22 protein-coding genes are annotated in these 20,462 nt (G+C 58.8%); 4 read left to right on the top strand and 18 right to left on the bottom strand.

Features of this window, described 5'->3' with window-relative positions; genetic code table 11:
* Nucleotides 1–7 precede the first annotated feature (7 nt).
* Nucleotides 8–1,180, top strand: a complete 1,173-nt coding sequence (locus QFX16_RS19070; RefSeq protein ID WP_283180911.1) for a patatin-like phospholipase family protein — start codon at nt 8–10, stop codon at nt 1,178–1,180.
* A gap of 131 nt (nt 1,181–1,311) precedes the next feature.
* Here the strand turns inward: QFX16_RS19070 and QFX16_RS19065 are convergent, their stop codons facing one another.
* From QFX16_RS19065 to puuE, 8 genes are all read right to left on the bottom strand, one after another.
* Entirely contained in the window at nt 1,312–2,097 is a 786-nt protein-coding gene (locus QFX16_RS19065; RefSeq protein WP_283180910.1) for an outer membrane protein OmpK, read from the bottom strand.
* A 374-nt stretch (nt 2,098–2,471) separates the two neighbouring features.
* Nucleotides 2,472–3,257 carry an outer membrane protein OmpK gene (locus tag QFX16_RS19060; protein ID WP_283180909.1) on the bottom strand — a complete coding sequence of 262 codons (786 nt, stop codon included), beginning with the start codon at nt 3,255–3,257 and terminating at the stop codon, nt 2,472–2,474.
* Between the two features lie 90 nt (nt 3,258–3,347).
* Nucleotides 3,348–4,706, bottom strand: a complete 1,359-nt coding sequence (locus QFX16_RS19055; RefSeq protein WP_283180908.1) for a nucleobase:cation symporter-2 family protein — start codon at nt 4,704–4,706, stop codon at nt 3,348–3,350.
* 119 nt (nt 4,707–4,825) lie between these two features.
* A complete protein-coding gene (locus QFX16_RS19050; RefSeq protein ID WP_283180907.1) occupies nt 4,826–6,127 on the bottom strand; it encodes a urate hydroxylase PuuD in 1,302 nt (433 codons plus the stop codon).
* 50 nt (nt 6,128–6,177) lie between these two features.
* On the bottom strand, nt 6,178–6,681 hold the full coding sequence (locus QFX16_RS19045; RefSeq protein ID WP_007960046.1) for an ureidoglycolate lyase: 504 nt from the start codon (nt 6,679–6,681) through the stop codon (nt 6,178–6,180).
* 121 nt (nt 6,682–6,802) lie between these two features.
* The gene (alc, locus tag QFX16_RS19040; RefSeq protein WP_283180906.1) at nt 6,803–7,798 is read right to left on the bottom strand and encodes an allantoicase; all 996 of its coding nucleotides are present in this window, start codon (nt 7,796–7,798) and stop codon (nt 6,803–6,805) included.
* Nucleotides 7,799–7,894: 96 nt separating this feature from the next.
* Entirely contained in the window at nt 7,895–8,410 is a 516-nt protein-coding gene (gene uraD, locus QFX16_RS19035; protein WP_283180905.1) for a 2-oxo-4-hydroxy-4-carboxy-5-ureidoimidazoline decarboxylase, read from the bottom strand.
* Nucleotides 8,407–9,333: an allantoinase PuuE gene (puuE, locus tag QFX16_RS19030; protein ID WP_149629406.1), complete on the bottom strand. Its 927-nt coding sequence runs from the start codon at nt 9,331–9,333 to the stop codon at nt 8,407–8,409. Before puuE ends, uraD begins: the two co-directional genes overlap by 4 nt.
* 433 nt (nt 9,334–9,766) lie before the next feature.
* On the opposite strand from puuE, the gene uraH reads away from it, so the two are divergent.
* Nucleotides 9,767–10,120 carry a hydroxyisourate hydrolase gene (uraH, locus tag QFX16_RS19025; RefSeq protein ID WP_111449004.1) on the top strand — a complete coding sequence of 118 codons (354 nt, stop codon included), beginning with the start codon at nt 9,767–9,769 and terminating at the stop codon, nt 10,118–10,120.
* A 207-nt stretch (nt 10,121–10,327) separates the two neighbouring features.
* On the opposite strand, the gene QFX16_RS19020 is transcribed toward uraH, so the two are convergent.
* The 3 genes from QFX16_RS19020 to QFX16_RS19010 form a co-directional block, all read right to left on the bottom strand.
* Complete coding sequence (locus QFX16_RS19020; protein ID WP_283180904.1) at nt 10,328–10,954, bottom strand: LysE family translocator; 627 nt, start codon at nt 10,952–10,954, stop codon at nt 10,328–10,330.
* Between the two features lie 79 nt (nt 10,955–11,033).
* Nucleotides 11,034–12,383 (bottom strand): NCS2 family permease, encoded by a 1,350-nt coding sequence (locus QFX16_RS19015; RefSeq protein WP_439900091.1) that lies wholly within the window; start codon nt 12,381–12,383, stop codon nt 11,034–11,036.
* A gap of 236 nt (nt 12,384–12,619) precedes the next feature.
* On the bottom strand, nt 12,620–13,066 hold the full coding sequence (locus QFX16_RS19010) for a MarR family winged helix-turn-helix transcriptional regulator (RefSeq protein WP_283180903.1): 447 nt from the start codon (nt 13,064–13,066) through the stop codon (nt 12,620–12,622).
* A gap of 81 nt (nt 13,067–13,147) precedes the next feature.
* Here QFX16_RS19010 and QFX16_RS19005 point away from each other — a divergent pair, with 81 nt between their 5' ends.
* On the top strand, nt 13,148–14,314 hold the full coding sequence (locus tag QFX16_RS19005; protein WP_283180902.1) for an aminotransferase-like domain-containing protein: 1,167 nt from the start codon (nt 13,148–13,150) through the stop codon (nt 14,312–14,314).
* Nucleotides 14,315–14,597: 283 nt separating this feature from the next.
* Here QFX16_RS19005 and QFX16_RS19000 read toward each other — a convergent pair whose 3' ends face one another.
* The 5 genes from QFX16_RS19000 to QFX16_RS18980 form a co-directional block, all read right to left on the bottom strand.
* Entirely contained in the window at nt 14,598–14,969 is a 372-nt protein-coding gene (locus QFX16_RS19000) for a glutathione S-transferase N-terminal domain-containing protein (RefSeq protein WP_046047502.1), read from the bottom strand.
* Nucleotides 14,970–15,070: 101 nt separating this feature from the next.
* Entirely contained in the window at nt 15,071–15,616 is a 546-nt protein-coding gene (gene folE / locus QFX16_RS18995) for a GTP cyclohydrolase I FolE (protein ID WP_003204506.1), read from the bottom strand.
* 77 nt (nt 15,617–15,693) lie between these two features.
* Nucleotides 15,694–16,251, bottom strand: coding sequence for a Smr/MutS family protein (locus tag QFX16_RS18990; protein WP_283180901.1), 558 nt, complete (start codon nt 16,249–16,251; stop codon nt 15,694–15,696).
* A gap of 75 nt (nt 16,252–16,326) precedes the next feature.
* Entirely contained in the window at nt 16,327–16,647 is a 321-nt protein-coding gene (locus QFX16_RS18985) for a hypothetical protein (protein ID WP_033057147.1), read from the bottom strand.
* Between the two features lie 131 nt (nt 16,648–16,778).
* Nucleotides 16,779–17,369 (bottom strand): cysteine hydrolase family protein, encoded by a 591-nt coding sequence (locus tag QFX16_RS18980; protein ID WP_008146122.1) that lies wholly within the window; start codon nt 17,367–17,369, stop codon nt 16,779–16,781.
* A gap of 238 nt (nt 17,370–17,607) precedes the next feature.
* Between QFX16_RS18980 and prmB the strand changes: the two genes are divergently transcribed.
* On the top strand, nt 17,608–18,516 hold the full coding sequence (prmB, locus tag QFX16_RS18975; RefSeq protein WP_283180900.1) for a 50S ribosomal protein L3 N(5)-glutamine methyltransferase: 909 nt from the start codon (nt 17,608–17,610) through the stop codon (nt 18,514–18,516).
* A gap of 42 nt (nt 18,517–18,558) precedes the next feature.
* Here prmB and QFX16_RS18970 read toward each other — a convergent pair whose 3' ends face one another.
* Nucleotides 18,559–19,350 (bottom strand): hypothetical protein, encoded by a 792-nt coding sequence (locus tag QFX16_RS18970; protein ID WP_283180899.1) that lies wholly within the window; start codon nt 19,348–19,350, stop codon nt 18,559–18,561.
* A 99-nt stretch (nt 19,351–19,449) separates the two neighbouring features.
* On the bottom strand, nt 19,450–20,448 hold the full coding sequence (locus tag QFX16_RS18965) for an alpha/beta hydrolase (protein ID WP_283180898.1): 999 nt from the start codon (nt 20,446–20,448) through the stop codon (nt 19,450–19,452).
* Nucleotides 20,449–20,462 lie beyond the last annotated feature (14 nt).

The raw sequence follows: 20,462 nt of genomic DNA, 5'->3' as shown, positions 1-20,462 counted from the left end.
TGTTGCGATGAGTCCTGCTGAACCGGTTACAGGGTTGATTCTTTCCGGCGGCGGGGCTCGGGCGGCTTATCAGGTCGGTGTACTGGCGGCGATTGCCGAGCTGTTGCCGGTCGGCGCGAGCAATCCGTTTCCGGTGATCGTCGGCACCTCGGCCGGCGCAATCAACGCGGTCAGCCTCGCCAGTGGGGCGACGGATTTCCGTGGTGCGATTCAACGTCTGACAGCCTTCTGGCAGGGCTTTCGCAGTCATCTGGTGCTGCGCAGCGACTGGCCGGGCGTGATCCACCAGGCCAGCCGTTTTGTCAGCCACAGTTTGCTCGGGATTGGCGCTCAGGTGCCGGTGGCTTTGCTCAACAGTTCGCCGCTGCGCGGTTTGCTCGACGACAAACTGCAGATGAGCGGGATTGCCGAGGCCATTGCACAGAAGCAGTTGCAGGCGGTTGCGGTGACCGCGTTCGGCTACGCGTCCGGTCAGGCGGTGACCTTTTATCAGGGTGGCGGCACGATCAATGCCTGGTTGCGCCATCGGCGAATCGGCGTTCCCACGCAATTGACCGTCGATCACTTGCTGGCCAGTTCAGCCATTCCGCTGTTGTTTGCGCCAGTGAAAATCGGTGAAGAGTATTTCGGCGACGGCGCGGTACGTCAGTCGGCACCGATCAGCCCGGCGCTGCACCTGGGCGCCAGCCGAGTGCTGGTGGTGGGCGTCAGCGGCAACCCTCGCGGCGTCGACCCGGAGCAACCGCTGCAACGCGCCTACACCGGCCAGCAGCCGAGCCTGGCACAGATCGGTGGGCACATGCTCAACAGCACGTTCATTGACAGCCTGGAAAGCGACATCGAGTTGCTGCAGCGGCTCAATCAGTTCAGTCATCTGCTGCCCGATGGCACGCCGACGCGCGCGCTGGGTGTGGCGCCGGTAGATGTGCTGGTGATTTCGCCGAGTCAGCCAATCGATGAGATTGCGGCGCGGCATCGGCAGGAGTTGCCGGCGGCGCTGCGTCTGTTTCTGCGCGGGCCGGGGGCGACCAAGACGAGCGGGGCGGGGGTGCTGAGTTATCTGCTGTTCGAGGCGGGGTATTGCAGCGAATTGATTGATTTGGGGCGGCGGGATGCGTTGGCCAAGCGCGGGGAGTTGTGCCGGTTTCTCGGGTTGGCGGAGCCTGTGGTTCCGGCTTGAGATCGACGGTGTGGCCATCGCGGGCAAGTCTTGCTCCTACAGGTTTCGTGTCGTTCACCTACTTTGTGAGCGATTCAAAATCTGCAGGAGCAAGGCTTGCCCGCGAAGGCGTCCTTACAGACGCCGCCGTATCAGAAGTGAACCTTGACCAGGAAGCTGGTTACGCTCTGATCGGTTTTGAAGCCCTGACTGTCTTCAATACCGTACTTGTTTTTCCAGTAGTCATACTCGACGCCGACGTACAACTGCTTTTCGCCAAGGTTCAGCGCCTTACCCAAGTCGTATTTGACCTGTGGGTTGAAGTGCAGGTTGGCGTGGTAGTCGCCTTTGGAGTTGGAGTCGTTGTCGACCACCCAATCCATGAAACCATCGATCAGGATGTTCGAATCGCCGACCGGGATGGTGTAGGACCAGGCCGGGGTGATTTGCCACACGTTGTCGCCCGCACGGCTGCCTTCGGTATGGCGCTGATAGAAGTTCAGCTGGAAGTAGTCGAAGCCCGGAATCGCCAGGTCGAAACCAGGACCGATCAGGTAGGACTCGGTATCGCCTTCACCGAACTCGTACGTCATGGCCAGCAACACGTCTTTGACCGGGCCGAATTCGATTTTCTGGTCGAGGACCTTGCCCAGGGAAATTCGTGGGCTGAACTCACCGTAATAGGTGTTCGGGCCGACGTTGAAATCCTTGTCGCCGTTGTAGAAGATTTTGTCGACGAAGAAGAAGTTATCCCCATATTTCCAGCCATCGGCGTGTTCGAAAGTCACGGTCTGCTGAATGCGCGGATTGACCTGGAAGTCCTTGCCATACAGGTAGGTCAGGCTGTTGTTCTGCCATTGCAGCAAGTCGCCGGCCATTGCCTGGCCCCCGGCCAGCAACGATCCCGCCAGCATCAGGCTAGTGCACGTACGTTTCATTCGGTTGCTCCCAAAAGTAGGTGGTTCCACGTTATTTTTTTATGGTCTGCGCTCTGGTGTGGCGCCTTTTCCTGCCGCTTTAAAAATCATCCAATCGGTCAGCTTCAGTGCTATTAGCAAGAGCTGCGCCAAGGCTTTCAAAAAGCCAAAAAACTCCCGTTCGGCGGCTCAAGAGCAGTCGATTGAGAGAGGTTTTGGAGTGCCTTGGTACCGTCCAGCGCCGGGATAAGTTGGCTTTCTGGTCAGGAATTAAATCCGGGCTTTTTTTTAGTCCAGATTCGGGCGGCCGCGGAGAATACTGACTCCTTGGCCAGGTCTCAAGTGCCCCGCAACAGCGCACCGACGACAGGTTTGGAGCACGGTTGCGGGCCATCTTAAAAGTGCACCTTCACCAGCAGGCTGGCGGTGTTTTGGTTAGTGTCCAGGTTCGAGCTGTTTTCGACCCCGTACTTGTTCTTCCAGTAGCTGTATTCGGTGCCGACGTAGACCTGTTTATGGCCCCAGCCCAGGGCTTTGCCGAGGTCATATTTGAGCTGCGGATTGATGTGCAGGTTGGCGTGGTAGGTACCGCGGGCGTTCTGATCGTTGTCGACCACCCAGTCCAGGTAGCCGTCGAGCAACAGGTCTGAATTGCCCAATGGAATGCTGTAGGACCAGGCCGGCGTTATCTGCCAGACACCATCGCCGGGGCGCGGGCCTTCGGTCTGGCGACGATAGAAGTTCAGGGTGAAATAGTTGAAGCCCGGGACCGCGAGGTCGAAACCCGGGCCGATCAGGTAGGCCTCGCTGTCGCCTTCGCCATACTCGTAAGTCATGGCCAGCAGCACATCCTTGACCGGGCCGTATTCGAAGCGGCGGTCGAGGATCTTGCCGAAGGAAAGGCGTGGACTGAACTCGCCGTAAAAGGCGTTGGGGCCTTTGTTGCGGTCTTCCTGGCCGTTGTAGAAAATCTTGTCGACGAACAGGAAGTTATCGCCGTACTTCCATTTGTCGGCGTGCTCGAACGTCACCGTCTGCTGGATCGACGGGTTGATCTCGAAATTCTTGCCGTACAAATAGCTCAGGCTGTTGGTCTGCCACAGCAGCAAATCGCCGGCCATGGCTTGGCTGGCGGCCAAAAGACCTCCGCCCAACAGCATGTTTGTCTGTGTCCGAATCATCTGTTGCTCCCTCTTGTTTTTATTGTTTGAGGCACAGGTGTGGCCACTGTGGGAGCAACTGCTCCCACAGGTTGCATGGCTTTTAGTGTGTCAACGCGGGTGCGCGTGGCAGTCGTTGATGGCCGTGCGTTCGGCGCCGCCGAGGATGTTGAACAACAGGTTCAGCGACAAAGCACTCAACGTCGCCATGGCAATACCGCTGTGAGTGATGGGACTCATCCACAGCGGAAGGTGGGCGAAGAACTCCGGACGTACCACCGGAATCAACCCCATGCCGATGCTCACCGCCACCAGCAACTGGTTGCGACGGTCACCGATGTCGGCTTCCTGAAGAATCTTGATGCCGGTGGCGGCGACCATGCCGAACATCGCAATGGCTGCGCCGCCCAGTACGGCGGGCGGAATCGAGGCCACCAGAAACGCTGCTTTCGGCAGCAAACTCAACACCACCAGCAAACCGCCGGCGACGATGGTCACCGAGCGGCAACGCACACCAGTCATCTGCACCAGACCGATGTTTTGCGCGAAAGAGGAGTGGGTGAAGGTATTGAAGAAACCGGCGAAGAACGAGGCGCCGGCATCACACAACAAGCCGCGACGCAGCATCCGTGGGCAGACTTCCTGGCCGGTGATCTTGCCCAGCGCCAGGAACATCCCGGTGGACTCGACGAAGATGATCACCACCACCAGGCACATGGAAAGGATCGGAGCGAGTTCGAACTTCGGCATGCCGAAATGCAGCGGGGTCACGAATTGCAGCCACGGCGCCTGGGCCATGCCGCTCAGGTCGACCATACCGATCAGGCCGCAGAGCACGTAACCCAGGCACATGCCGATCAGCACGGAAATGTTGACCCAGAAACCGCGCATGAAGCGGTGGACCAGCAGAATGGTGGCCAGCACCAGCGCGGCGATGGCCAGGTAAATCGGTGAGCCGAATTGCGCGGCACCTGCACCGCCGCCGGCCCAGTTCACGGCCACGGGGAACAGCGACAAACCGATCGAGGTGATGACCGTGCCGGTCACCAGGGGCGGGAAGAAGCGTACAACTTTGGACATGAATGGCGCGATGATCATGCCGAAGAATCCGGCGGCGATGGTCGCGCCGAAGATCCCTTGCAGACCGATTCCAGGCATACCAGCCATTGCCACCATGCTGCCGACTGCGGCAAAACTGGCGCCCATCATCACCGGCATACGGATGCCCATTGGGCCGATGCCCAGCGACTGCACGATGGTGGCGATCCCGGCCACCAGCAGGTCGGCGTTGATCAGGAAGGCGATTTCTTCACGACTCAGGCCAGCGGCCTGTCCGATGATCAGCGGCACCGCGATGGCTCCGCCGTACATCAGCAGAACGTGTTGCAGGCCTACCAGGATCAGTTGCAAAAGGGGTAAACGCTGAATGGCGGGTGCGTCGGGGATGCGCGCTTTGGATAGCTCGGACATGCAACACCTCGGATCTTTTTTATTCTTGTGGTTTTGTGCATCAGGGACCGCAGCGCGGCCAATCGCGGGCAAGCCTTGCTCCTACAGGAGCGAGGCTTGCCCGCGAAGCTTTTCAACGATTAGTTGGTTGGAGCTCCCTGAACAATCCAGGCGCCGATCAGGTCACGTTCCTGCTGGGTCATCTGGGTGATGTTGCCCAGTGGCATGATCTGGCTGGTGACGGCTTGCGCCTGGATGCGTGCCGCGTTCTGGCGGATCTGCTCGGGGGTGTCGAACATCACGCCGGCCGGTGCGGCACTGAACAGCGGGCTGGTCGGTTTGGCCGAATGGCAGACCGTGCAGCGTTCCTGGATCACGTCGTGAACCTTGTCGAAACCGGGGCCGGCGTTGGACGCCTGAGCCGGTGCAGCGGCAGGCGCAGCAGGTTTCGCAGCTTCAGGTTTGGCACCACCACCGAGGGCAGTTTCCGGCAGCGGCTGGTACTCGATGGTGCCAGGCGCCTTGGCCACTTCAGGAGCGCTCGGCATCTGCGCCGGGCCAGTCACGTAAGCCAGGCAGATCATGCCCACTGCCGCAGCGGGCAAGGTCCAGGCAAATTTGTGGCTGTCGTGACGGGTGTTGAAGTAGTGACGCACCAACACCGCCAGCACCGCGATCCCGGCCAGGATCAGCCAGTTGTATTGGCTGCCGTAGGTGCTCGGGAAGTGGTTGCTGATCATGATGAACAGCACCGGCAAGGTGAAGTAGTTGTTGTGACGCGAACGCAGCAGACCTTTGGCCGGCAGTGCCGGATCCGGCGTGCGGTTCTCGGCAATCGCGGCAACCAGTGCGCGCTGCGCCGGCATGATGATGCGGAACACGTTGCCGACCATGATGGTGCCGATGATCGCGCCGACGTGCAGGTATGCACCGCGACCGCTGAACACTTTGCTGAAGCCGTAAGCGGCGCCAATGATCAGCACGAACAGGATGAAGCCGAGCAGGGCAGGGCGTTTGCCCAGGGCCGAGTCGCAAAGGAAGGAGTAGACGAACCAGCCGACGAACAACGAGGCAATGCCCAGGGCAACCCCTTCAGGGCCGGTCAGGCTGCTGCCCGGTGCCAGCAGGTACAGCGTCGGGTTGGAGTAGAACACCACGCACAGCAGCGCGATCCCCGACAGCCAGGTGAAGTAGGCTTCCCATTTGAACCAGTGCAGGTTGTCCGGCATGGTCGGTGGAGCCAGTTTGTATTTTTCCAGGTGGTAGATACCGCCGCCGTGGATCGCCCACAAATCGCCCGCCAAGCCACTTTTCGGGTTGACCCGATTGAGGTTGTTTTCCAGCCAGACGAAATAGAACGACGCGCCGATCCAGGCCACGCCAGTAATCATGTGAACCCAGCGCACGCTCAGGTTCAGCCATTCCAACAGATGTGCTTCCACAGTCTTTACCTCTCGCCTGTCACTCTGTTGTCGAGTGATCAGACCTTCTCTTATTGGTGGGGGGCAAGGATCAAACGCTCATCCTCTTTGAAAAAATGCTCATCGCAGTTATTGCCTGTGCCACTGCGATCAACCACCAGGAAGTCATCCCGCTTTTCGATCGTCAGCACCGGATGGTGCCAAACGCCGCGATGGTAATTAATGCCCTGCCTGCCGTTGGTGACGAAGGCGCGGACCAAGCCTGATACAGGTTCATCGCCAAGTGGCGCGACCACGATCAGAAAAGGGTTGCCGAGCAGCGGAATGAAAGCCTGGCTGCCCAGCGGGTGACGCTCCAGCATGCTGACGGTCAGCGGCATGTCCTGCGCGTCGGCGCGGAAGATACTGATGATCGCGTTGTCCTCTGGCGTGGCGGTTTCAACCGTCGCCAGTTTGTGAAAGCGCATGGTCGAACCGTTGTTGATCATGAAGTGATCGCTACCGTCGGTTTCGATCACGTCACCGAAAGGGGCGAAGGCTTCTTTGGTCAGCGGTTCAATCGTCAATGTGCGCATGCTGGTCTTCTTACCTTGAATTCGTTGTTGTCTGTTCTATTGCCATCGCTAGCAGGCTAGCTCCCACATTTGGAGTGCATTCCCCTGTGGGAGCCAGCCTGCTGGCGATTGGAGACGACGCTTATTTTGCTACCTTGCCCAAAACTCGCAGGCGGCTAACACCACCATCCGGGAACACGTTCAGGCGGATGTGAGTGATCGGGCCCAGCGCCTTGATCTGCTCGGCGAAGGTGTGTTCGGCGTGCATTTCCAGTTTCTGCGCCGGCAGCAATTCGCGCCAGAACAGCGATTGGGTTTCGATCTGGCTGTCGGTGCCGCCCTTCACGAACGCGCCCTGGATCGAGCAGGTGTCCGGGTAGTTGCCCTTGAAATGCAGGGTGTCGACGATGACTTTCTCGATTTCGCCGGCATGACCCAGCGCGACAATGACCCAGTCATTGCCCGGCGTACGGCGACGTGCGGTTTCCCAGCCGTCGCCCATGTTGATGCCACGGCCCGGGTTGAGGATGTTGCTCATGCGACCGAAGTGTTCGTCGGAGCAGGCGAGGGCGCGGCCACCGTTCAGGGCTGCTGCCAGATCAACTTGCTCGTTGTCGCCCACAGCGGACCAGTCGCGGAACGGAACACCGTAAACACGCAGACGGGCCACGCCACCATCCGGGTAGATGTTGAAACGCAGGTGGCTGAACGCCTGGTCGTTGTTGATTTCGTGGTAGTGATGGCTGTTGCCTTGCAGCTCGACGGCCGACAGCACTTCAGTCCACAGGGTGTTTTCATCCGGCTCGCCCGAGGCCAGGAAGCAGGCTTCCAGAGAGGCCGATGGCGGGAAGTTGCCGGTGAAGAATGAAGTGTCGATGTCCACGCCTTTGATCGAACCCGGTACGCCCAGGCGGATCACGGCGCTGTCGTAGCCTTCGAAGCGCTTGCGGCGCGACTCCCAGCCGTCCATCCACTTGCCGTTGTCATCGAATACGCCCTCCTTCCACACAGCCGGGGTCGGCTGGAACAGGCGGTTGGCATCAGCGAACCAGTCATCGGTGACCGAGATGATTTTGGTGCCCAGGCGGGCGTCGGCCAGGTTGACGAACTTCTCGAAAGGTACGGCGTAAGCTTTCATTCTTCTTGTCTGCCTTTAATTAGTTGGCTTGGGATGCTTGCAGTGCCCTTGGGTCTTCGCGTTTTAAACGCCCGGGCTTTTCACAAGGGCTGCTCGCTATAGGGTCAGTAATCGGAACAACGCAATCTTGTTGATCTGCGCCAGCGCGCATTTGAACTCGGTGTCTTCCGGGTTGTGAATGCGCGTTTCGAACGCCGCGAGGATCTGATGCCGGTTGCTGCCTTTTACCGCCATGATGAAGGGAAACTTGAACTTGGCTTTGTAGGCGTCGTTCAGCTCGGTGAAGCGTTGAAACTCTTCGGCCGTGCATTGGTGAATACCCGCGCCAGACTGTTCTTCAGTGCTGGCTGCGGTAAGCTGGCCCTGGACGGCAGCTTTGCCGGCCAGGTCCGGGTGAGCGACGACCAGCTCAAGCTGGCTTGCGTGATCGGCGCTCAACAGGATGTCGCTCATGCGCTGGTGCAGGGTTTCGATCTCGTCGATCGAAGCGTCCTGGCCCAGGTCGAAGGCCTTTTCGGCCACCCATGGCGAATGTTCGTAGATGTCGGCGAAGGCAGCGACGAAGGCGTCGCGGCTCAGGGTCGAGGGCTTCAGGGTTTGGAAGTGGCTCATTTCGCGGTCCCTTGGTACGGGTGGGTTTCGTGCCAGTGGCGAGCGATGTCGACGCGACGGCTGAACCACACCTGTTCATGACTTTTAGCGTATTCGATAAAGCGTTTGAGCGAGGCCAGACGCGCCGGACGGCCAATCAGACGGCAGTGCAGGCCGATCGACAACATCTTCGGCGCTTCGGCGCCTTCGGCGTACAGCACGTCGAATGCGTCTTTGAGGTATTCAAAGAAATCGTCGCCCTTGTTGAAGCCCTGAACCTGGGTGAAGCGCATGTCGTTGGTGTCCAGCGTGTACGGAATCACCAGGTGCGGCTTGCCGGTCGGGTTGTTCGGCTCCCAGTAGGGCAGGTCGTCGTCGTAGGTGTCGCAGTCGTAGAGGAAACCGCCTTCTTCCATCACCAGTCGACGGGTGTTCGGGCCCGTGCGGCCGGTGTACCAGCCTAGTGGGCGCTCGCCGGTAATTTCGGTGAGGACGCGGATCGCTTCGAGCATGTGCTCACGTTCCTGAGCTTCATCCATGTACTGGTAGTCGATCCAGCGATAGCCGTGGCTGCAGATCTCGTGGCCGGCATCGACCATCGCGCGGATCACGTCCGGGTGACGCTGGGCGGCCATGGCCACGGCGAAGATGGTCAGCGGAATGTCGAATTCCTTGAACAGTTTCAGAATCCGCCAGACGCCGGCGCGGCTGCCATACTCGTAAAGGGATTCCATGCTCATGTTGCGAGCGCCTTGCAGCGGCTGCGCCGAGACCATTTCCGAAAGGAAGGCTTCGGATTCTTTATCGCCGTGCAGGATATTGCGCTCGCCGCCTTCTTCGTAATTGAGCACGAAGGACAAGGCGATGCGGGCATTGCCCGGCCAGTGTGGGTGAGGAGGGTTACTGCCGTAACCGATCAGGTCGCGTGGGTAGTCAGCGCTCACTGCAGTCTTCCTTCTTATTCGTTCGACTTGTTCAAGGTCAGGGTTGTGTGGCGGCCTGGCGGTTTGATGACAGGCTGGCGTCACAGCGATGGGCTGATTGTATACAACTTTATATCCACTTTGTAAGCCTGTTTTTTTGCATTTTTCACTGACTGTCATCTTCACATGTTATTGCAAAAAACCTGCCTGATTGGTCAGTTAATGGATGGAAGGTCCTCTGGCCCTGTGGCTCGGTGGCAGATTCGGCGGGAATCCCTGAATGACTGGGATAGCAGTAAATATGTTGTTTTTATTGTGTACAATTTTTGTTAAAAGTGTCTTAATCAGTCGCTCGCCGCAGCGTTTCGTGCTCCGAATCGGTGCGGTCTCCTTTTCAACTGACTTCGGGAGGCGCGAGGCCTGACTGCTCCATGCAGGCAGGCGCGCAGAATCAATGGGACGTTTGACTACTCACGTTTTAGACGCTGCACATGGTTGCCCGGGCAGCTCGATCAAGGTCGAGTTGTATCGCGTTGAAGGTTCGCAGCTGGAACTGGTGGCCACAGCAGTCACTAACAGTGACGGCCGGGTCGATGCACCGCTGCTGCAAGGCGATGACTACCGTTCCGGGGTCTATCAGGTTCAGTTTCATGCGGGCGATTACTACCGCGCCCGTGGCGTTCAGCTACCAGAACCCGCGTTCCTGGATGTGGTGGTGCTGCGTTTTGGCATCTCAGCAGAGCAGGATCACTACCACGTGCCGTTGCTGATTTCGCCGTACAGCTATTCGACCTACAGAGGAAGCTAGGACTTTCCCCCCAGAATCCTGCGCATATAGCTTCTTTGGTCTTTCGCCCGCTCACACTGCGGGCTTTTTTTTGTCCTGAGATATGTGGTGTTGCTGATGACGCCTTCGCGAGCAAGCCCGCTCCCACACTGGATCTTCTGCGAATACATTATTTGTGACCGGCAGAGATCCAATGTGTGTGCGGGCTTGCTCGCGAAGCTTTTGCTTTTAACGGCTCAACAACGAAGCCGCACCAGCCCCGCTAAACAACCCCGCACTCACCCGATTAAACCAGTTCTGACCCCTTCCACTGCGCAGATACCGCGCCGCCCCGTGTGCACCTAATCCATAAGCCAACTTGCACAGCAAATCCAGCACGGTCCAGGTCGCAATCATCACCAGCAACTGCGGCAGGAACGGCTTCTCGGCACTGAGGAACTGCGGCAGGAAAGCGGCAAAGAACAGAATGTCTTTCGGGTTGCTGGCGCCCAACATAAACGCGCGCCCGAACAGTGCGCGAAAGCGTGGAACCGGCGCAGCCTGGGGCACTTCAGCGCCATGGGAGGGCAGCCGCGATTGCTGCCAGCTCTGCCAAGCCAGATAGAACAGGTACAGCGCCCCGACGATCTTCAGGGTGCTGAACAACTGTTCCGATGCCAGCAGCAAGGCGCCCAAGCCCAGCGCCGACGCACTTAGCAAGCAGATCGACGCAATCACGCCACCCAGAAACGCCGGGTAAGAACGGCGCAAACCGTAATTCAGACTGTTGCTGATCATCAGCAAAGACAGTGGCCCCGGGATCAGGATTACCACCAGCGCAGCGCCGCTGAACAGTAGCCAGGTTTCCAGACTCATCACTTTCCTCCATTTGCACAAAAGCCTCACCCGACGGGGTGAGGCTGTTTTGAAACACTGTTTTTGAAACGTAGACGGCTTACAAGAAAATGAACTTGGCGATGAAGATCGCGCAGAGCACCCACAGACTGATGGAAATTTCCTTGTGCTTACCGGTACAGGCCTTCATTACCACGTAAGTGATAAAGCCCAGGGCAATGCCGTCGGCGACCGAGAAGGTCAGGGGCATCATGATCGCGGTAACGATCGCCGGAATGCTGTCGGTCGCTTCGTCCCATTCGATGTGCGCCATACCGCCCATCATCAGCATCGCCACATAAATCAGCGCACCGGCGGTTGCGTAAGCGGGGATCATGCCAGCCAGCGGTGCGAAAAACATTGCGGCAATAAATAGCACACCTACGGTCACAGCGGTAAGACCAGTCCGACCACCAGCGGCTACACCCGCAGCACTTTCTACGTAGCTGGTAACCGGCGGAACGCCGACCACCGCACCGAATACGCTGGACGCACTGTCGGCTTTCAGGGCGCGGGAGAGGTTTTCGATCTTGCCGTCAGCATTCACCAGACCGGCGCGCTGGGCGACGCCCATCAAGGTGCCGGCGGTGTCGAACATGTGCACGAAGAGGAAGGCCAGCACCACGCTGATCATGCTGATGTTGAACACGCCGGCGACATCCATGGCCATCCAGGTCGGAGCCAGGCTCGGCGGGGCCGACATGATCCCTTCGTAATGCACCAGGCCCAGGCCCCAACCGGCCAGGGTCACGGTGATGATGCTGATGAGGATCGCACCGAACACTTTGTGGTAACTGAGCACGGCGATCATCAGGAAGCAGATGGCGGCCAGCAGCGGGCCAGGTTCGCGCAGGGAGCCGAGCTTGATCAGGGTGGCCGGGCTGTCGACCACGATGCCCGCGGTTTTCAAGCCGATCAGCCCCAGGAACAAGCCCACGCCGGCGCCCATGGCAAAGCGCAAGCTCACCGGGATGCTATTGAGCAGCCATTCGCGGATTCGGGAAAAAGTCAGAAACATGAACAACACACCGGAAACAAACACCGCGCCAAGGGCGGTTTCCCAGTTGTAGCCCATGGTGCCGACCACGGTGTAGGTGAAGAAGGCGTTGAGGCCCATGCCCGGCGCCAGGCCGACCGGCCAGTTGGCATACAGACCCATCAACAGGCAACCCAGCGCAGCGGCGATGCAGGTGGCGACGAACGCGGCACCGTGATCGATCCCGGCGTCGGCCATGATGTTGGGGTTGACGAAGATGATGTAGGCCATGGTGATGAAGGTTGTCAGACCGGCAATCAACTCGGTCTTCACCGTGGTGCCATGCAAGCTGAGTTTGAAGATGCGCTCCAGCCAGCCATTGCGTAATGGCGGCGAGAGTTCCAGCGTCGGGGCTTCGGATTTGCGGCTTTCCACAGCGAATACTCCTCAAGAGTTTTATTGTTATTTCCAGGGCCGGACCCATGAGGGTGGCAGCGACCCTTTGAGGTGCTTGCGAATTTGTTGACTGCTTGGTCAGGAACTCGCACGAAGTGGATTATGCTTTTGTATACAAATAAAGCAAATAATGTTTTTGATTTTGTAGACGAAAAGTTTGTTGATCGGGATATATCGGCTATAGACGATGGTTCCCACGCAGAGCATTGGAACGATCAGTCTGCGAGGACTTGGTTTTTTCCTAAAGCCAGATTTACCGCCAGCCACCCATTCACCGCCGTCTCCCCAGCCTCGGCAAACACCCGCTCCAGCAATTTCACCTGTTCACGGCGTAATGACTGCTCGAAACGCGCGCCATCGTCGGTCAGCTCCAGCAACCGCTTACGCTTATCGGTCTGGGACGCGACACTGTTCACCAGATGCATTTCCACCAATTGACGCAGCGGAATGTTCAGCGCCTGCTTCGTCACCCCGAGCAATGCCAGCAGTTCCTTGACACTCAGGTTCGGGTAGCGGGCGATAAAAAACACAATGCGTTGATGCACCCGGCTCAAGCCACGACGCTCGAGCATTTCGTCGGCCTTCGCAGTGAAAGCCTGGTAACCGAAGAAAAACGCTTCCATCGCTTGTTGCTGAGTCGCGGGGTTTTTAAGGTCAAGCATATTGACGTATCCGTTCGGTCTGTCGTAATTTCGGTCAAGCAGTTTGACTCATTTTTCTCAGGCCTCGCTACCGGTGACTCCATGGCATTTTCCGAACGCATCTCGCGTCTTAAAAGTTCTTTGATCCGTGAAATCCTCGCCGCCGCCCAACGCCCGGAAGTGATGTCGTTCGCCGGCGGCTTGCCCGCTGAAGCCATGCTGCCGAAAGTAGAGTGGGCCGACATGCCGTTGTCCATGGGCCAATACGGCATGAGCGAAGGTGAGCCGGCGCTGCGTGAAGCGCTGGCAGCAGAGGCACGGGCGTTGGGCGTACCCTGCGAGGCGAGTCAGGTGTTGGTGGTCAGCGGTTCCCAGCAAACCCTCGATCTGGCGGCCAAGCTGTACATCGACAAAGGCACCGAAATTTTGATCGAAGCGCCGACTTATCTGGCGGCCTTGCAGATTTTTCAGCTGTTTGGCGCCGACTGCATCACTGTCCCGCTGGTGGCTGATGGCCCGAACCTGGCGCAGCTGCGTGCTCGTCTGGAAAAACACCGTCCGGCGTTCATCTATCTGATTCCGACTTTTCAGAATCCTTCAGCCGTGCGCTACAGCGAGGCCAAGCGCGATGCCGTGGCAGCCTTGCTGGATGAGTTCGGCGTGACCTTGATCGAAGACGAGCCTTACCGCGAGCTGACTTTCGACGGTGGCAGCGCCACGCCAATTGTCAGTCGCTTGAAAAAGGCCAGCTGGATCTACACCGGCACCGTGTCGAAAACCCTGTTGCCCGGACTGCGAGTCGGTTATCTGATCGCCAGTCCGGATCTCTTTCCGCACTTGCTGAAACTCAAGCAATCGGCCGACCTGCACACCAATCGCGTGGGCCAGTGGCAAGCGTTGCAGTGGATCGGCACTGAGAAATTCCAGCATCACTTGAGCGAGCTGCGGGACTTCTACCGGGTTCGTCGGGACGCGTTCCAGTCAGCTCTGGAAACGCATTTTGCTGATTTGGCGGACTGGAACGTGCCGCAGGGCGGGCTGTTTTTCTGGCTGACTCTCAAGCAGCCGCTGGACACGCGTACGTTGCTCAAGGCCGCACTGGCAGCGGATGTGGCGTTTATGCCGGGCGAGCCGTTCTTCCCCGAACCGGACAGCAATCCGGGGCATTTGCGCCTGAACTTCAGTCACATCGACCCGGCACGGCTGGACGAAGGGCTCAAAAGGCTGGCAGCGGTGCTGCGTCAGGCCCAGGCGGCAAAAGCGGCTTGAGGCTGCTGGTGCGAAGGGTGCAAAAACAAATAAACCGGCCAATGGGCCTAATGGCAATCAGTTAAGGAACAACACAATCCGTAGCAGCTGGCGAAGCCTGCGTTCGGCTGCGCAGCAGTCGTAAAACCTGAGTTTGCGGTCTTCCTGAAACACCGCATCGTCTGATTTCACGACTGCTGCGCAGCCGAACGCAGGCTTCGCCAGCTGCTACGGATCGCGTTTAGCTTAACTGATCGGCATTAGCCAATGGGCCGGTTTATTTTTTTCCGAGATATGTACGGCTTCAGGCTGCGGCAAACCGCTTGTCCAGATAATCGATGATCACCTTGGACTCATACATCCAGGTCGTCTGGCCATTCTCTTCGATGCGCAGGCACGGCACCTTGATCTTGCCGCCCTGTTCCAGCAGGGTCTGGCGATCCTGTTCATTGTTCTTCGCGTCGCGCAACGCCACCGGCACGTTCAAGCGGCGCAGGGTGCGGCGGGTTTTCACGCAGAACGGGCAGGCGTGGAACTGATACAGGGTAAGGTCTTTGGCGGCTGTTTCGACCTGAGCCTGAGCGGCGGCGGGGCGCTGCTTTTTGCCTGGGCGGGTAATGAAGTCGATGAAGATGATCAGTTGGCCAAGGCCGACACGAAGCGCTTTAACGAACACGGTATAAGCCTCACAGGGGCAAACAGAAGGCGCGCAGCTTACCTGATTTTTCACAGACGAAAAAAAACCGGCGATGAATGCCGGTTTTCTTCTGCCGCGAATTACTTGATCAGGCTGAGAAACTCGCTGCGGGTGGCCGCGTTTTCGCGGAACTCACCCAGCATCACCGAAGTGATCATCGACGAATTCTGTTTCTCCACACCGCGCATCATCATGCACATGTGCTTGGCCTCGATGACCACCGCAACGCCCAGGGCGCCGGTGACTTGCTGGACCGCATCGGCGATCTGGCGGCTGAGGTTTTCCTGGATCTGCAGGCGGCGGGCGTACATATCGACGATCCGCGCGACTTTCGACAGGCCCAATACCTTGCCGCTCGGGATGTAGGCGACGTGAGCCTTGCCGATAAACGGCAGCAGGTGGTGTTCGCACAACGAGTAGAGCTCGATGTCCTTCACCAGCACCATTTCGCTGTTGTCGGAGCTGAACAAGGCACCGTTGGTGACCTCTTCCAGTGTCTGTTCATAACCGCGGCAGAGGTACTGCATGGCTTTGGCGGCACGTTTTGGCGTGTCGAGCAGGCCCTCGCGGGAGACGTCCTCGCCCAATTGGCCGAGAATCGCGGTGTAATTCTGTTCCAGGGACATGAAACTACCTGTGGGATTTTACGCAAAGGGCAAGGGTACGGTGGCGGACACGACGCTGCAAGCGTGGCGCGTCGGCTTTACTCGTCGCGACCTTCCATCATGGTTCGTTTGAGCATCACATAAACCGCTCCGGCGCCGCCGTGTTTCGCTTGGCACGAGGTGAAGCCGAGTACCTGCGAATGTTGGCGCAGCCAAGTGTTGACGTGGCTTTTGATCATCGGCCGCTTGCCGTCCAGACGCACGGCCTTGCCGTGGGTGACGCGCACGCAACGGATTTCGAATTTGGTCGCTTCGGCCAGAAACGCCCAGAGGGTTTCCCGAGCCTTTTCCACGCTCATGCCATGGAGGTCGAGGCTGCCTTCGAACGGAATCTGTCCGATCTTGAGCTTGCGCATCTGGCTTTCCTGAACGCCGTCACGCGCCCACATCAGCTCGTCTTCCGGGCCAACATCGATGACGAACTGATCGGACAGCCCGTCAACGGTGGTGGCGTCGGTGCGCACGGTGGCGGCCTGACGCAACTTGGCGATTTGCGCGCGATCAGCTTTGGGTTTGCCGGTTTCGGCGCGATCGTGTTTGATCGGCTTGACGCCTTTGACGGCGCTTTTGAACAGGGAAAAATCGTCGTCTTGCATGTCAGCCTCCGCGAAGGGCGGCCAGTTTACCCAACTCGAGGCGAATGGGGCGCGAGAAAACGCGCAACGCTCGGCTCAGTCGTGCTTTTTCATCAAGTGCGGGGAGATGTTCAGCTCTTGCGACTGCCGCGAGCGGCGACGGCAGCGACGCCACAGCCACACGCCGAGGTACAGCACAAACAGGCCAATCGCCAGAATCACTGCCGAACCGACCCGGTTGGTATTCAACTCGCCTAAGGCGGGTGCGTGGCCAAGCAGGCTGGCTATGCCTGCCATCGCCAGCAACACACCGCACATCGACAGCAGGGCAGCAAATGCCGCGCCGATTCGAAAACGCCAGTTGCGTTGGCCTTTGGGCCGCAAGCGGCGAGCGTCAAAACCATCGGATAACTTCATTCCGACCTTCCTCAATGGGTATCGGCCCTTCGACCGGGAGTTGACCGGGATGTTCCTGAGGCTAAGGCAATTACAGCAAATGATAGGCTTTTGCGGATGAGCGGCGGCATGGACCGCTCATCGAGCGTCGATCAGATCAGTTCGTGAGTCAGCGCGAGGGTGGCAAAGTTGTCCGCCATGATCGCCATTTCGGTCTGCTGAACGTGGTCTGCGCTCAACACACCGCCCTTGTAAGGCAGGTCGCGAGTCGCGCAGGCGTCTTCTACCAGCGTGCAACGAAAGCCCAGGTTCTTCGCAGCGCGCACCGTGGTGCTGACGCTGGAGTGGCTCATGAAACCGCACACGATCAGGTCCAGCGAGCCGAGATTCTGCAGGCGTTCCAGCAGTTCGGTGCCGTGGAACGCACTCGGCAGCAATTTACCGATGATGGTTTCGTCGCCCTGTGGTTCCAGGCCCGGGATGAACTCACCGCGCTCACCTTGTGGATCGAACAGCCCACCGACGGTGCCGAGGTGGCGGACATGGACGATCGGCCGGCCGGCTGCACGGGCAGCGGCCACCAGTTGCTTGATGTTCGCGACGGCAGCATCCATGCCGCTCAGAGCCAACGGGCCGCTGAGGTATTCTTTCTGGGCATCGATGATGACAAGGGTCGCATGGCTCAGAACGGCAGCTGCATAACCGCGGCCGCTGAGTTGAAACATCGTTTTTGGAACGGACATTCTGGGGCTCCTTCGAGTGGGGCTTTTGCGACATTGTCCTCTGGCTGAGCGCTTCTGTGAATCGCTACCATCGTAGGCGCCGTCTTTGCTGGCTCGCAGCCTTGTCAATAGGCCCGTTTTGTTCAATAGCCGGCCGAAAAAATAGAATAGTCCTACATTCGTCCCGGTCGTTTTCCCGCGTCGTCGAGACGCGTTTTGGCTGTTAGAATCGCCAGTCGTTTTTTTTGGAGTTTGCCCCGTGATCACTTCCCGACTTCGTACCCTGCGTGACCATATCCGTTGGGCCGTCAGCCGCTTTCATGGGGAGGATCTGTTTTTCGGCCATGGGACCGACAACGCCTGGGACGAAGCGCGTCAGTTGGTGTTGGGTGCCTTGCACTTGCCGTGGGAAATCGCCGACAGCTACCTCGACTGCAATCTGGAAGAAGACGAGCTGGTCAACCTGCAACGCTTGCTCAAGCGCCGTATCGAAGAACGCATTCCTACCGCCTACCTGTTGGGTGAAGCGTGGTTTTGCGGCATGTCGTTCATTGTCGATGAGCGCGTATTGATCCCGCGTTCGCCGATTGGCGAGCTGATCGAAAAGCGTTTCGAGCCGTGGTTGGGTGCCGAACCTGCGCGGATTCTCGACCTGTGCACCGGTTCCGGCTGCATCGGTATCGCCTGTGCCTACGAGTTCCAGAACGCCGAAGTGGTGCTGGCCGACCTGTCGTTCGAAGCACTGGAAGTGGCGAACCAGAACATCGAGCGCCATGGCGTCGATGAGCGGGTGTACACGGTGCAGGGCGATGGATTTGATGGTTTACCGGGTCAGCGTTTCGACCTGATCGTGTCAAACCCGCCTTACGTCGATGCGGAAGATTTCGCCGACATGCCGGACGAATACCAGCACGAACCGGAGCTGGGCCTGGCCTGCGGTGATGATGGTTTGAACCTGGTGCGTCGCATGCTCGCCGAAGCGGCGGATCACCTGACCGAGAAGGGTTTGCTGATTGTCGAAGTGGGCAACAGCCAGGTTCACGTCTCGGCGCTGTACCCGGAAGTCGACTTCGCCTGGCTCGATTTCGAGCGCGGTGGGCATGGTGTATTCATGCTGACGGCGGAACAGTGCCGTGATCATCAGGCCTTGTTCGCTTCCCGCGTTTAACCCCGCAATGATCGTTCCCGCGCAGAGCGTGGGAACGATCAGTCAGCGGTGCGTAGCAATCCAGATCAACAACCCCGCCTGAAACACCGCAAGCGCCACCAGGCAGGTAATGGTAAAACGCAGCCCGGTGTCTTCGCGCTTGTACTTGCTGACCTTTTCTTCGTGTTTCTTGAGTTTGACTTCCTGCTCGGCCAGATTTTGCTCGGCTTGCTGGAGCATCTGCGCCGCCTCAAGAATTTCCACGACCTGCAATTTCCCCGTACTCCAGTCACCCAACAGGTCGCCGACCTGTACTTCTTTGACGCTGCCCTTCAAATGCTGGGCGTCGGCGTAGATCACGTCGAAACCATGCATCCGCAAAAAATGATCGCGGCGCAGGCGAGTGTCTTCGTTCAGCGCATCCTTGTTGTTCAGGTCTGTGCCGTCGACGGTGTAGCCGGGCCATCTCTTTTTCGCCCAGGTAATACCCTGAGCGGCCATGAAGCGACCGATGCCACGGTTCATCGGTTCGATCTGCAAACCGCTGTCAGGCCCGAAATGCACGCGCTTGGTGGCGTGATCGACCCACACGTCCAGATGATTCTGTTCCTTGCGCACACGCTGGCCGGGCAGCGAAATGCTCATGCGCATCAGGCTGTGTTCCTTGTTGTTGCGCTCGGCGTAACCGAATTCAACAAAGCGCAGCGGCCGTCCACCGGTGTTGCGGTCGGTTTGCAATGGCGCCAGACGGAGCATCTTGTGGTGCTCGGCGTGGACGTCCGCCCACGGCAGCTCGACCACTGGTGGTGCGTCTTTTTCAGCAGTGGTGTCGGGTGAAGTCTGGGTATCAGTCATAACGGCGAGATCCTGTGCAAGCTCTGCTTGCCGCCAGTCATAGCGCTGGCGACAAAGGCTTATCGGCCGTTTTTTTCAGGACTGGAGGGCAAACGCCGCTTAACTGGTGCGAAGTCCGTCAATAAACCCGAGGATTCGCGCCCCGAGTTCGGCCGCCAGTGGCAATTGCGGATCCTTGTAAGAGGCCAATTGCCGTTTTACATCGTTGGGCACGATGCGCATGACGTGGTTCATGCCTTCGATCAGCGCCAGCTCGGCGTCCGGTTTGGCGGCCTTCAACAGCCTGGCGTCACCGACGCCGACCTGGATGTCGTTGCTGCCCTGGATGATCAGCGCCGGCATCTTCAACTTGGCGAACGCCGCCGCCGGGTCCTGGCGGAACAATGAAATCAGATACGGCTGCACGCTCGGGCGGAAAATCACCTGCAACTGCGGCGGCACGTTGTCGTCGGTGTGGCCGGCCTTGAGGCTGTCGAGCAGTTCATTGCTGCGCAGCATCAGTGCTGGCGGCAGGCGATTGCTCAATTGTTGGCGCAGCACCTGATCGATCGGTCGGGCGCTGCCGGACATGGAGATGACCGCGGCGGCGTCCAGGCTCGGCGCCGCGAGGCTGGCGATCAAGGCGCCTTCGCTGTGGCCCAGCAGGATCAGTTGGCCAAAACGCGGGTCGGTTTTGAGCTTTTGGCCCCAGGCCTCGGCGTCGGCCACGTAGGCTTCCACCGACAGATTGCGTTCATCCGGGGTCGCTGCAAGGCTCGCCGCCACGCCGCGTTTGTCATAACGCACGCTGGCGATGTTGTGTTTGGCCAGTACCCAAGCGAGACGCTTGAGGCTGTCGTTGCGTCCGCCGTCGGGGTTGTTTCCGTCACGATCCGTAGGACCGGAGCCGGAAATGATCAGGACAACCGGTACCGGCGTGTCGGACTTGGGCAACAATAACGAGCCGAAAAGCTCTCCGGTGCCGGTGTCCAACGTGATCGGGCGTTGCAGGACAGTGGCCTGTACAAAGCCGGTAAAGAGGGTAAGGCTCAAGGCTATAACTCGCAGCATCATCACGCCATCATCAACAAGATGCCGGTTGGACTCGCAGGCACCCATAAGGTTCGAGGATG

It is taken from the genome of Pseudomonas svalbardensis (genome assembly GCF_030053115.1).
GTDB classification, from domain to species: Bacteria; Pseudomonadota; Gammaproteobacteria; order Pseudomonadales; family Pseudomonadaceae; genus Aquipseudomonas; species Aquipseudomonas svalbardensis.
Note: the sequence above shows the minus strand (reverse complement) of the source record. Positions and strands in the feature narration are given on the sequence as shown.